Source organism: Nocardioides sp. (assembly GCF_044226305.1).
Taxonomy (GTDB): Bacteria; Actinomycetota; Actinomycetes; order Propionibacteriales; family Nocardioidaceae; genus Nocardioides.
In genome coordinates, this window is the sequence record NZ_JBGAHF010000007.1 from 41,633 (window position 1) to 53,492 (window position 11,860).

Annotated in this window: 13 protein-coding genes; 6 read left to right on the forward strand and 7 right to left on the reverse strand. The window is 73.1% G+C overall.

Annotated elements, in window-relative coordinates:
* Both ACILQ5_RS09115 and ACILQ5_RS09120 read left to right on the forward strand, forming a co-directional pair.
* On the forward strand, positions 1-2,473 hold a 2,473-nt coding region (locus tag ACILQ5_RS09115), incomplete at its 5' end, for an ATP-binding protein (RefSeq protein WP_395657674.1).
* A gap of 64 nt (positions 2,474-2,537) precedes the next feature.
* Entirely contained in the window at positions 2,538-3,701 is a 1,164-nt protein-coding gene (locus tag ACILQ5_RS09120; protein WP_395657675.1) for an MFS transporter, read from the forward strand.
* 76 nt (positions 3,702-3,777) lie between these two features.
* On the opposite strand, the gene ACILQ5_RS09125 is transcribed toward ACILQ5_RS09120, so the two are convergent.
* Genes ACILQ5_RS09125 through ACILQ5_RS09135 form a run of 3 tightly spaced genes read right to left on the reverse strand, consistent with a single transcriptional unit; the run spans position 3,778 to position 5,010 of the window.
* Complete coding sequence (locus tag ACILQ5_RS09125; protein WP_395657676.1) at positions 3,778-4,041, reverse strand: hypothetical protein; 264 nt, start codon at positions 4,039-4,041, stop codon at positions 3,778-3,780.
* Positions 4,022-4,390 (reverse strand): hypothetical protein, encoded by a 369-nt coding sequence (locus ACILQ5_RS09130; protein ID WP_395657677.1) that lies wholly within the window; start codon positions 4,388-4,390, stop codon positions 4,022-4,024. The genes ACILQ5_RS09125 and ACILQ5_RS09130 overlap by 20 nt, the downstream gene beginning before the upstream one ends.
* Before the next feature lie 47 nt (positions 4,391-4,437).
* Positions 4,438-5,010 (reverse strand): cob(I)yrinic acid a,c-diamide adenosyltransferase, encoded by a 573-nt coding sequence (locus ACILQ5_RS09135; RefSeq protein ID WP_395657678.1) that lies wholly within the window; start codon positions 5,008-5,010, stop codon positions 4,438-4,440.
* A gap of 159 nt (positions 5,011-5,169) precedes the next feature.
* On the opposite strand from ACILQ5_RS09135, the gene ACILQ5_RS09140 reads away from it, so the two are divergent.
* From ACILQ5_RS09140 to ACILQ5_RS09155, 4 genes are read left to right on the forward strand one after another with little or no spacing between them, the layout of a single operon-like run.
* Positions 5,170-5,478, forward strand: a complete 309-nt coding sequence (locus ACILQ5_RS09140; RefSeq protein WP_395657679.1) for an STAS domain-containing protein — start codon at positions 5,170-5,172, stop codon at positions 5,476-5,478.
* 60 nt (positions 5,479-5,538) lie between these two features.
* Positions 5,539-7,542, forward strand: a complete 2,004-nt coding sequence (locus ACILQ5_RS09145) for a protein meaA (protein WP_395657680.1) — start codon at positions 5,539-5,541, stop codon at positions 7,540-7,542.
* Positions 7,543-7,582: 40 nt separating this feature from the next.
* Complete coding sequence (locus tag ACILQ5_RS09150) at positions 7,583-7,777, forward strand: hypothetical protein (protein WP_395657681.1); 195 nt, start codon at positions 7,583-7,585, stop codon at positions 7,775-7,777.
* Positions 7,778-7,801: 24 nt separating this feature from the next.
* Positions 7,802-8,326 (forward strand): ferritin, encoded by a 525-nt coding sequence (locus ACILQ5_RS09155; protein WP_395657682.1) that lies wholly within the window; start codon positions 7,802-7,804, stop codon positions 8,324-8,326.
* 4 nt (positions 8,327-8,330) lie between these two features.
* On the opposite strand, the gene ACILQ5_RS09160 is transcribed toward ACILQ5_RS09155, so the two are convergent.
* From ACILQ5_RS09160 to ACILQ5_RS09175, 4 genes are all read right to left on the reverse strand, one after another.
* Complete coding sequence (locus tag ACILQ5_RS09160) at positions 8,331-8,867, reverse strand: hypothetical protein (protein WP_395657683.1); 537 nt, start codon at positions 8,865-8,867, stop codon at positions 8,331-8,333.
* Positions 8,857-10,257, reverse strand: coding sequence for a right-handed parallel beta-helix repeat-containing protein (locus ACILQ5_RS09165; protein WP_395657839.1), 1,401 nt, complete (start codon positions 10,255-10,257; stop codon positions 8,857-8,859). The genes ACILQ5_RS09160 and ACILQ5_RS09165 overlap by 11 nt, the downstream gene beginning before the upstream one ends.
* Positions 10,152-10,673 (reverse strand): hypothetical protein, encoded by a 522-nt coding sequence (locus ACILQ5_RS09170; RefSeq protein ID WP_395657684.1) that lies wholly within the window; start codon positions 10,671-10,673, stop codon positions 10,152-10,154. Before ACILQ5_RS09170 ends, ACILQ5_RS09165 begins: the two co-directional genes overlap by 106 nt.
* A 62-nt stretch (positions 10,674-10,735) precedes the next feature.
* The gene (locus tag ACILQ5_RS09175) at positions 10,736-11,785 is read right to left on the reverse strand and encodes an alpha/beta hydrolase (protein WP_395657685.1); all 1,050 of its coding nucleotides are present in this window, start codon (positions 11,783-11,785) and stop codon (positions 10,736-10,738) included.
* Positions 11,786-11,860: the final 75 nt, after the last annotated feature.

The window sequence follows — 11,860 nt, forward strand, 5'->3', positions numbered from 1 at the left end:
GGCGCCCGACCAGGTCGCCCCGTGGCCGATGGTCGGGCGCGACGCCGACCTGGAGTCGCTGGTCGACGTCGTCGAGGCGGCCGAGCGCGGCGTGCCGTCGTACGCCGTCATCACCGGTGACCCCGGCATCGGCAAGTCCCGGCTCGCGGCCGAGCTCGTGCTCCGCGCCCGGCAGCGGGGCCTCCGGGTGCTGGTCGGGCGCTGCTCGCAGGACGACGGGGCACCGCCCCTGTGGCCCTGGAAGACCGTGCTCGACGGGCTCGGCGCGACGCTGCTCGACGACGAGGCCGGCGACGAGGGGGAGGGCGGGCAGTTCCGTGCCTGGGAGCGGATCGCGGACGCCGTCCGCGACGCGGCTCGCGACCAGCCGACGATGGTGTTGCTCGACGACCTGCACTGGGCCGACACCTCCACCCTGCGGGTGCTGCGGCTGCTCGCCGAGACCACCGACCGAGCCCGGCTCCTCGTCGTCGTGACCTGGCGCTCGCACCCCGAGCCGACCGGGGCGCTCGCCGACGTGGCGGAGGCGCTGGCCCGGATGCACGCGCTGCGGCTGCAGCTCTCCGGGCTCCCCCCGGCGGAGGTGGCCGAGGTCTTCGAGGGCGTCGCCCGCCGCGAGATCGACCCTACCGAGGCCGCGGCCCTGCAGGAGCGCACCGACGGCAACCCGTTCTTCCTCGTCGAGCTCGCCCGCCTGGCCGGCGAGCGGGGCCGGTCCCGGGACGTGGCCGGGGACGAGCTGCCGACCGCGGTCACCGAGGTGATCAGCCGCCGGCTCCTCCGGCTGCCGGAGCAGACCGTGGCCGCGCTGCGGTCCGCCGCGGTGATCGGCCGGCAGTTCGACACCCCGACGCTCGCGATCGTCACGGGCATCGACGAGGACGACCTGCTCGACGTGGTGGAGCCGGCCCAGGCCGCCGGGCTGGTCCGCGAGGACGGCATCGACCGGTACCTGTTCGCGCACGCGCTGGTGCGCGACACGCTGCGCGCCGCGATGAGTGCCAGCCGCCGTGCCCGGGCGCACGCCCGGGTCGCGGAGGCGCTGACCGACGTCCCCGGCCGGGAGACCGAGGTCGCCCGGCACTGGCACCAGGCCGGTCCGTCGTACGCCGACCGGGCCTGGCGTTCCGCCGTCGACGCGGCGGCGCTGGCACGGCGGCTCTACGCCTACGACCAGGCCGCGGAGCTGCTCGAGTCGGCGCTGGTCAGCCTCGACGGGGACGCCCAGGCCACGCTCCGGGACCGCTACGACGTGCTGATGGCGCTGATCGAGGCCTACCGCTGGGCGGCCCGGCTGCCGGACCTGGTCGCGACCGTCGAGCAGGCGATCGTGGTGGGCAAGCAGCTGCGGGACGCGGAGGCCGTCGCCCGCGCGGCCATCTCGACGACCGAGGGCGTCCTGTGGCGCTCGGGGCAGCCCGGCTCGGTCAACGAGGACGTCGTCGCGGCCCTGCGGGGCAGCCTCGACCGGCTGCCGGCCGAGGACAGCGACCTGCGCTGCCGCACGATGCTGGCGCTGGCCAACGAGCTCTATGACACCGTGTCCTGGGAGGAGCGCCGCGCCCTGTGCGACGAGGGGCTGGCGATGGCCCGCCGGCTCGGCGACCCGCTGCTGCTGCTCCAGGCCTGCCAGGTGGGCTTCGTGGCGCTCTGGACCGCCGAGACCGCCGCGGAGCGGCTCGACCTCGTGCGGGAGGCGCTGGAGCTGTCCCGCTCGACCCGGAGCGACCGCAGCTACGTCGTGTCGGCCACCCTGCACGCCGCCGTCCTCAGCGAGCTGGGCCGGACGGCGGAGATGTGGCCGGCGATCGCCGACGCCCGCGCGGCCGCCCAGGACCTGCGGATCACCTTCGGCGAGCTGGTGCTCGGTGGCCTGGAGATCCCGTGGCACGCGATGGCCGGCCGCTTCGACGAGTGCGACCGGATCCTCGCCGAGCTGCACGACCTCGGGCGGCGGATCTCGCACAACAACGTGGACGAGAGCGTCGCGGCCTCGCTCCTGGCGATGCGGCTCTGGCAGGGCCGGTCGGGCGAGATGGTCCCGGTCCTCGAGGCGTTCGACGAGACGGCGTACCCGTTCGCCGCCAGCATCGCGGTCTACCTGTGGCGGGCCGGCGAGCACGACCGGGCGCGCGCGGTCTACGCCGAGCGGGGGGCACCGTTGGAGCACGCCAACGACATCTCGCTGCTGGCCTGGGCCCACGCGGCCGAGCTCTCCCTCTACCTCGGTGAGCCGGCGCTGGCCTCGGGCGCCTACGAGCGGCTCGCCCCGTTGGCCGGCCTCAACACCTGCGCCGGCTCCTCGCTCGCGCTCGGGCCGGTCGACTCCTACCTCGCCCTCGCGGCCGCGGCAGCCGGGGAGCGCGACCTCGCTGCCCGGCACGCCGACGACGCGCTCGCGCTCGCCGACGCCTGGGACGTCCCGCTGGTGGCCGCCTGGCTCCGCGGGCTCCGCACCGAGCACGCGTTCTGACCGGATCCTGGACCGGTCAAGTACGGGTTTGGCCGACGGACCCGACATCGGGGAGGGTGGTCCGGTGCCGTCCCTGCTGCAGACCCGGAACGCGGTCGCGGCGAGCTTCGCCCTCAACGGGTTCTGCTTCGCCACCCTGGTCTCGCGCCTCCCCGACGTCCGCAGCGGGCTTGACCTCGACAACGGCGCCCTGGGCCTGCTCCTGCTCGCGATGGCGATCGGCTCGGTCGGCGCGCTGCCGCTGAGCGGGCGCCTCATCGACCGGTACGACGCCGGCACCGTGACCCGGATGGGCGCGGTCCTCGTCGCGTGCGGCCTGACCGTCGCGATCGCCGGGGTCGCCGCCGACGTCGTGGCGCTCGCGGCGGCGGGACTTTTCGTCAACGGCGTCGGCACGGCCGTCTGGGACGTGTCGATGAACGTCGAGGCCGCCGAGGTCGAGCGGCGCCTGGGGCGCACGATCATGCCGCGGTTCCACGCCGGCTGGAGCCTCGGCTCCTTCGCCGGCGCCCTGGTCGGGGTGCCGATGGCGGCCCTCCACGTGCCGCTGATGCTGCACGTGCCCGTCTTCGCGCTGCTCGCCGCGCTGGCGACGTGGCGGGCGGCGGCGGCGTACCTGCCGCCCACGGTGACCCACGAGGACCGGCCCCCGGAGCGGTTCTCGCCGTGGCGGGAACCGCGCACGCTCGCCATCGGCGTGATGGTGCTCGCGTTCGCGCTCTCGGAGGGCTCGGCCAACGACTGGCTGGCCCTCTCGCTCATCGACGGCTACGACGTCCGGCACTGGATCGGGGTCGCCGGCTACACCCTCTTCGTCTGCTCGATGATGGGCGGCCGTCTCTACGGCCCGGTCCTCCTCGACCGCTACGGGCGGGCGCCGGTGCTGTGGGCCAGCGCCGCCGCCACCTTCGTCGGCATCGTCCTGGTCGTGTTCGGCGCCTGGGCCGGGCTGGTCGCGGTCGGGATCGTGGTGTGGGGCCTCGGTGCCTCGCTCGGCTTCCCGGTCGGGATGAGCGCCGCCGCCGACGACCCGCTGCGCGCCGCCCGCCGGGTCAGCGCGGTCTCGACGATCGGGTACGCCGCCTTCCTCGCCGGACCGCCGCTGCTCGGCCTGCTGGCCGACCACGTCGGCACCCTGCGCATGCTGCTCGTGGTGGCCGGGCTGATGATCCCGGCCGCCGTCACCGCGTTCGCCGCGCGGGAGCGGCGGGAGCGGGTCGCGACGTGACGGTCGACGCGGGGACGGCCCACCCGGAGACGGCCCACCCGACGTGGTCCGTCCTGGTCGCCGCCTGACTCGCGCGTCACCAGCCGTCGGGGAAGCGTGCCGAGCCGGCGATGACCGTGAGGACGACGACCAGGGCGACGGCGGCCACGAGCAGCAGCTCCCGGCCGAGGTGTCGCCATCGTCGGGGCAGCAGCAGGACGAGCCCGACCGCGGCGACCGCGGCCGGCAGCGTGAAGACCTGCGCGACCGGCTCGGCCACGCTCGCCGCGACCCCCAGCACGAGCCCGGAGGCGAGCCCGCGCCGGACGGCGACCGGGCGGTCACCGCGGGCCAGGCCCACGACCGTCACCGCGCCGCCGGAGGCCAGCTGGTCGGGGGCCAGGGCCCCGCAGCAGCAGGGTCGAGGTGGCCGGGTCCGCCACGACCACGACGTCCCGGAACCGGTCGTGCAGGGCGTGCCGCCGCACCAGGTCGTCCAGCCGGTGCCCGCGGTCGGCGTCGGGGAACGCCACCGGTGCCAGCGTCGGCTCCACCTGCGGCTCGACGCCGAGGACGCGCGTGACCCGCACGGCGTCGGCCGTCGGGGCGCTGATGACCACCGGACGGCGGCCGAGGTCGTCACGGACCCGCGCCAGCTCGGCCTCGCCCGCGGTCGTGGTGACCACGAGGATGCGCTGGTGGTCGGGCACGCTGGCGACGATAGCCGGGCCGCGGCCGGCCGGTGCTCGGGGTCGCGCTACCGCTCGCCGCCGGGGACCCAGAGCACGTCGCCCTGCTCCCGGTTCGCGTGCCGGGCGAGGATGAACAGCAGGTCCGAGAGCCGGTTGAGGTAGGTGAGCGCGAGCGGGTTCATCGTCGGCCCGTGGACCTCGTACGCCGCCCAGGCCGACCGCTCCGCGCGGCGCACGACGGTGCGGGCGACGTGCAGGTGGGCGGCGCCGACGGTGCCGCCGTTGAGGATGAAGGAGCGCAGCGCCGGCAGGTCGGCGTTGTAGTGGTCGCACCAGCCCTCGAGCCGGTCGACGTAGGCCTGCTCGATGCGCAGCGGCGGGAACTCGGGGTCGTCGACCACCGGGGTGCAGAAGTCGGCGCCGACGTCGAACAGGTCGTTCTGCACCGTCGTCAGGACCCGGACGACGTCGTCCTCGAGCCCGCCGGTGGCGACCGCGAGCCCGATGGTCGCGTTCGCCTCGTCGACGTCGGCGTACGCCGCCAGCCGGGGGTCGGTCTTGCGGGTGGTGCTCATGTCGCCGAGCCGGGTCTCGCCGCCGTCGCCGGTGCGGGTGTAGATCCGGGTGAGGTTGACCATGGGCCCGAGCCTAGGGCGTGGTCCACCCGGACGCGACACGACGGGAATTCGGGCCCGAGAGGCAACCGATCGGGGGTGACCGGCGTCATAGTGGGTGACAGCAGCCATCCACGATGGGAGCTACCGGGGCATCTCAGGGCCCCGGGGACGGGGAGCACCATGGAGATCACGACCGACGGACCGACCCTCCTCCTCAGCGGTGCCTTCGACGTGCGCAGCACGTGGGAGGTCCGCAACGCGATCTACGACCTGCTCGAGGGCCACGACCAGGACGTCGTCGTCGACCTGACCGACGTGACCGCCATCGACATGACGGCGCTGAAGGTGCTCGCCGTCGCGACCCGGATCGCCAGCCGCGGGGGCCACCACCTCACGCTGCGCGGCTGCGGCCCCGCCGTCCGCCGGATGCTCCACCTGTCCCACCTGATCCGTGTCGTCGAGGTGGAGCGCGTCGCCGCCAGCGCCTGACGGTGTCGGATACCCCACAGGCGGTTACCAAGCGGTAGCCGCCGCCTTACCCTCGGGTCCATGACGGAGAAGGACAGGCCGACGAAGGATCGGCCGTGGGTGATGCGGACGTACGCCGGTCACTCCACGGCCGCCGCGTCCAACGCGCTCTACCGGACGAACCTCGCGAAGGGGCAGACCGGTCTCTCGGTCGCGTTCGACCTGCCCACCCAGACCGGCTACGACCCCGACTCGCCGCTGGCCCGGGGCGAGGTCGGCAAGGTGGGCGTGCCGGTGCCGCACCTCGGCGAGATGCGGCGCCTCTTCGAGGACATCCCGCTCACCGAGATGAACACCTCCATGACGATCAACGCGGTCGCCATGTGGATGCTGGCGATGTACCAGGTCGTCGCCGAGGAGCAGAACCCCGACCTGACCCCGGAGGCGGTCGCGGGCCAGCTCGCGGGCACGACCCAGAACGACATCATCAAGGAGTACCTCTCCCGCGGGACCTACGCGTTCCCGCCCGAGGCCTCGATGCGGCTGATCGCCGACATGATCGCCTACACGGTCCACCAGATCCCCCAGTGGAACCCGATCAACATCTGCAGCTACCACCTGCAGGAGGCCGGCGCGACGCCGGTGCAGGAGCTGTCCTACGCGCTGTGCACCGCGATCGCCGTGCTCGACACGGTCCGCGACTCCGGCCAGGTCGACGCCGCGGACTTCGAGAAGGTCGTCGGCCGGATCTCGTTCTTCGTCAACGCCGGCGTCCGGTTCATCGAGGAGACCTGCAAGATGCGGGCCTTCGTCCAGCTCTGGGACGAGATCACCCGCGAGCGGTACGGCGTCGAGGACCCCAAGATGCGCCGGTTCCGCTACGGCGTCCAGGTCAACTCGCTCGGCCTGACCGAGGCGCAGCCCGAGAACAACGTGCAGCGGATCGTGCTCGAGATGCTCGGCGTCACGCTGTCGAAGAACGCCCGCGCCCGCGCGCTCCAGCTGCCGGCGTGGAACGAGGCGCTCGGCCTGCCCCGGCCCTGGGACCAGCAGTGGTCCCTGCGCCTCCAGCAGGTGCTCGCCTTCGAGTCCGACCTGCTCGAGTACGACGACATCTTCGACGGCTCGCACGTCATCGCGGCGAAGGTCGCGGAGCTGGTCGAGGGCGCACGCGCCGAGATCGACCGCGTGCAGGCGATGGGGGGCGCGATCGCCGCCGTCGAGTACATGAAGTCCGAGCTCGTCTCCTCCCACGCCGCGCGCCGTGCGCGCATCGAGTCCGGCGAGGAGGTGATCGTGGGCGTGAACCGGTTCGAGACCACCGAGCCCTCGCCCCTGACCGCGGACCTCGACGCCGCGATCATGGTCGCCGACCCCGCGGCCGAGAAGACGGCCCGGGACAGCGTGGAGGCCTGGAAGGCCCAGCGCGACGAGGTCGAGGTCGCCGAGGCGCTCGCCCGGCTGGCGGCCGCCGCCAAGACCGACGAGAACCTGATGGAGGCCACCCTCGCGGCGGTCCGGGCCGGAGCGACGACGGGGGAGTGGGCCGGCACCCTGCGCGAGGTCTTCGGCGAGTACCGCGGCCCGACCGGCGTCAGCGGTGCCGTCGTGGCCGAGGCCGGGGCCGAGCTCACGGCCGTGCGCGAGCGCGTCCGGGCCACCGGCGAGGAGCTCGGCGGGCGGCTGCGGCTGCTCGTCGGCAAGCCGGGCCTCGACGGGCACAGCAACGGCGCCGAGCAGGTCGCCGTCCGGGCCCGTGACGCCGGGTTCGAGGTGATCTACCAGGGCATCCGGCTGACGCCGGAGCAGATCGTCGCTGCCGCGGTCGCCGAGGACGTGCACTGCATCGGTCTCTCGATCCTGTCCGGGTCGCACATGGAGCTGGTCCCCGACGTCCTCGACGGCCTGCGCGAGGCCGGGCTCGGCGACGTGCCGGTCATCGTCGGCGGGATCATCCCCGACTCCGACGGCCGGCGGCTGCGCGAGCTCGGGGTCGCCGCGGTCTACACGCCCAAGGACTTCGGGCTCACCGAGATCATGGACGGCATCGTCGACGTGATCCGGAAGGCGAACGACCTCGACTGAGGTGAGGCTGTCCTTACCTTCCTCTGGTACCGTGCTGCTCGTGGGCAAGAAGAAGGGCAAGGTCGCGAAGCTTCCCAAGACGAAGTGCTGCGTCTCGAAGTCGCGCTGCGGGCGCTGCCCGATCCGGATGCTGAAGGACGGCAGCCTGCCCACCGGGTATACGGTCAAGAAGCGCGAGCTGGTCCGTCTCGACGGCAAGAAGGTGACCAAGAAGAAGCTCGCCAAGGCCGCCTGACCCGTCGACCCGAGGAGAGCCCCCGTGGCCGCACCCCGCTTCGCCCAGCAGCTGAACGCCCAGATCGGCAACGAGCTCGCCGCGCACAACCAGTACCTCGCCTGCGCGATCCACTACGACGTGCAGACCATGCCGCGGCTGGCGGCCTTCTTCTACGCCCAGGCGCTCGAGGAGCGCGGGCACGCGATGATGATGGTCCAGTACCTCCTCGACACCGACCACCCGGTCGAGATCCCCGCGGTCGAGGCGCCCGTGAGCACCTTCGCCGACGTGGTGGCGCCGATCGCGCTCGCGCTCGCGCAGGAGCGCCGCGTCACCGAGCAGGTCAACGGGCTGCTGCGCACGGCGCGCGAGGAGGGCGACTACGCCTCCGAGCAGTTCATGCAGTGGTTCATCAAGGAGCAGGTCGAGGAGGTCGCCACGATGAGCGACCTGCTCAACGTGGCCGAGCGCAACCGCGACGACATCGAGGACATCGAGGAGTACGTCGCCCGCGAGCAGGGTGCCGGCGGCGAGGACCCGACCGCTCCGCGCCAGGCCGGGGTCTGAGGTCTCAGCCGGCGGGCCGCGAGGTCGCCGTCGAGTTCGGGCAGAAGGCCTCGCGCGGCGAGCCGGTGTGCAGCTGCTCCGGGAGGGTGACGCTGACGTCGTCGGTCAGCACGCCGCCGCGCTCGACCTTCACCGCCACCTCGGTCACGAACGCCCCGGCGCGCGCGGACAGCGTCTCGCAGCCGCTCATGTGCAGGGCCAGGGTCACGTCGGCGGACCCGCCGGGGGCGAGGTGGACCGGCGTGAGGCCGGTCGGGTGGAACAGCCGCGACGGCGGCTGGTCGTCGGCCAGGCCGCGCACCGTGAGGGGCAGTCGCCCCTCGTTGCTCAGGCGGAACGTGTAGCGCAGCGTGCCGCCGTCGGAGTACCGGACCTGACGGACGGTGCGGTCCGCGATCGTGAACACGGCCGACGCGTCGGTCCCGGCCACCGAGGTCGGGCCGGCGGCGCTCAGCGCCGGGGAGCTGCGGGCGACGGCGACCCCGCCGCCGGCGAGCACCACCAGCAGCAGGACCGCGAGCAGGCCGAGCCTACGCAGCACGGCTCCACCGCCGGCGTACGACGCCGATGCCCAGGGCCACGGCGGCACCGGAGAGCGCGAGCGGTGCGACGAGGACGGTCGCGGAGTCGGGTCGGGTCGACGCGGCGGTGCCCGGCTCGGCCGGGTCGTCGAACCAGGTGCAGCCGGCCGGGTGGCTCCAGGTCGGGTCGTTGCGGTCGTACTGGCTGCAGCTGAGGAAGCCGGCGTCCTTGACCGCCGCGCCCGGCAGGAAGACCGACCCGCCGTCGGCGCACGCCGGCGGGTCCACGGTGAAGTTGTCGGTCCGGCCGCGCGAGCCGTAGTGGTTGTCCTCCCAGCAGTTGCCGACCCCCTGGTCGTCCCACCAGTGGTCCAGGCCATTCGGCAGCTCGTGGCCCGCCGGGTCGGTGCCCAGGTGGTTCTCGAAGGTGTGGTTGTGGTTCGAGGTGTCGTAGAGGTGCGACGGGTCGTAGTCGTCGCGCAGGACTGCGGGGACCCAGAACTGCATGGTGCCGTAGCGCCAGTTGTCGTAGATCCAGTTGTGGTCGGTGGAGTCGAAGTTGCCGCCTGCGATCAGGACGCCGGTCCCGACCGGCGTCGGCACCACCGGGCAGACCGTGCCGTGGAGGTAGCCGCGCTCCGCCATCGGCTCGGCGCAAACCCCGGTGTCGACGAACCGGGTGTACCAGTTGGAGTTGTTGGAGTGGATGTCGTTGTGGTCCCAGCGCGCGTGGTCCTGCGGCAGTCCCGGGTGCCCGGGGAAGAGGGAGTCCGTGGCGATCCCGGTCGCGTTGTCGAAGAACTCGTTGTGGTGCGCCCAGATCGAGTTCCCGGCGGTGCCGGAGTATCCGAGCGTGTTGTCGTGGCTGGAGTTGCGGCGGATCTCGATCGCGTAGCGGGTCGCCTCGAAGTCCGGGTTGTCGGCGTTGAGGTCCGAGCCGGAGCCGGGGTAGATCCCGGAGTCGCCGTTGTAGTACGCCTCGGAGTCCTGGATCAGACCGTGGTCGCTGGCGAAGGCGAGGATGCCGTACTCGTCGTTGCCGCGCGCGACGACGTCGTCGAGCACGAACCCGTCGGTCTCCAGCACGTAGATCGAGTTGAACTCCGCCTGCTGGAACGTCATGTTGCTCAGGTAGAACCCGCCCATCCGGTCGGCGCGGATGCCGTTGAGCTTGTGGAACCGGTTGTCGACGACGACGTCGGCCGGCCCGCGTCCGGTCCCGACCAGCTGGGTGCCGCAGAAGCGGCTGTTGCAACGGATGCTGTCGTCACCCGGGGTGCGGTCGCCGAACAGCGCGATCAGGTTCAGGTTGTGGGCGCAGCGACGCTGGTCGGCGTAGGAGAGCGCGATCGGGTTCGTCTCCCCGCTCGCTGCCGCCTCCTTCTCCGCGCCCGGGTCGGGGGAGGAGATGCTCCGATGTACTCCGAGGAGAGCAGGGGAGCGGTCGACTGCGTCTTCAGGTGCGAGCAGTAGTGGCTGCGCCGCGCGGTCGCGTACTTCGCCTCGTGGTAGGTCCCCGGCAGCACGTAGACCGAGGTGTTCCGGCGGTGGATCGAGTCGATCGCGTCCTGGATCGAGTGGAACCGGCACGACCTCAGCAGCCGCTGGCTGCGCTGCTTGGCGGCGCCGTCCGGCAGGGCCGCGACGGCGGCGGCGCTGCCGTTCTGGCAGACCACGCGCTGGCGCGGGTTGTCCCAGCCGAGGAAGTGCGGGCGGTGGCCGGTGCCGTCGGGGAACTGGGCGGGCCGCTCCTCGTGGGCGACCGCGGGTGCGGCCCACGCGATCGAGAGCAGCAGGGCCAGGAGGGCGAGCAGGCGTCGGGACATCGGGGCACCTTTCGTCGGGTGCCCAACGACCCCGGTCCGAGCCGGGTTACGTCACCCCGAGGTCACTGGAGCCAGCCCAGCCAGCGCAGCACCAGCGACCGCACCTTGCCGGCGGAGTTCTCCAGAGGCAGCGAGCTGCCCGTGCCCGGGAACACCTTCATCACCGGTGCGCTCGGGTAGGAGTCGGCCTGCTGCTGCCGTGCCACGGGGCGGATCAGCTTGTCCCGCGCGCCGAAGAGCAGCAGGACCGGGGCGTCGACGCCGCCCGCGCCGAGGTCCTGGCCGGACAGCGACAGCAGGCTCGCGACGTCGCCGCACGGGTCCTCGCTCCGCCGCAACGATCCGGCCCGTTGCACCGCACCCGGCGCCGAGTCGAACATGATGTTGCGGAAGTCCGAGGCCGTCTGGGCGTACGGCGCGTAGTCGCTGCGAGCGCAGTCGCGGGCCTGCTGGACGCCGGTGCGCACGGCGAGCGGGGTGGGGCCCGAGTCGGCCCACGACATGATGACCACGCCGTCGACGTCGTCGAAGTCGGCCGCCTCGGCCTGGACGATCAGGCCGCCGACGCCGTGGCCCTGGGTCACCACGTGCGCGGCCGCCGGCGTCGAGCCGTGCTCGGCGTTCGTGTAGCGGTACTCACCGGAGAGGAGGTCCTGGACGACCTGGTGCAGCATGTCGACGTGGGCGCCGACGCAGGTGTCCCGGCCGTCGGCGAGCGGGCTGGCGCCGTACCCGAGCCGGTCCAGCACGAGCGTGGTCTGGCCGGCCTTCGCGAGCTGCGTCGCGTAGTCGTAGGCGGGATGGGTCCGCAGGTTCCAGAACCAGCCGCCGGTCCCGATGTCGTGCACCAGCACGCTCACCCACCACGAGCCGCCGCCCCCGTCGAGGTCCGCGGTGGGACCGACCAGCCGACCGCGCAGGTGGTAGGAGGCCTCGTCGGGCGAGCAGGCCGGTGTCAGGGCGCTCGTGTTGTCGACGTCGAACACGACCCGGCGCTCGTCGATCCTCGGCTTCGCCGCGCTCCCCGGTGCCCCGGGTGCCGCGGGTGCGGGCACCGCGACCAGCAGCGCGCCGAGCAGTGCGGTCAGGACGATCGGGACTCGCGGCCTCATCCGGCGACGCTAGCCCACGACGAGGGTGACGGGGGTGCAACCTCCGGATCGTGCGGCTTGGTCTAGCACGTGCGC

Coding starts and splice junctions, on each gene's coding strand:
- ACILQ5_RS09135 (WP_395657678.1), bottom strand. CDS start 5,010: ATGGTCAACCTCACCCGGATCTACACCCGCACCGGCGACGGCGGCGAG.
- ACILQ5_RS09140 (WP_395657679.1), top strand. CDS start 5,170: ATGGAGATCACGACCGACGGACCGACCCTCCTCCTCAGCGGTGCCTTC.
- ACILQ5_RS09145 (WP_395657680.1), top strand. CDS start 5,539: ATGACGGAGAAGGACAGGCCGACGAAGGATCGGCCGTGGGTGATGCGG.
- ACILQ5_RS09170 (WP_395657684.1), bottom strand. CDS start 10,673: ATGTCCCGACGCCTGCTCGCCCTCCTGGCCCTGCTGCTCTCGATCGCG.
- ACILQ5_RS09175 (WP_395657685.1), bottom strand. CDS start 11,785: ATGAGGCCGCGAGTCCCGATCGTCCTGACCGCACTGCTCGGCGCGCTG.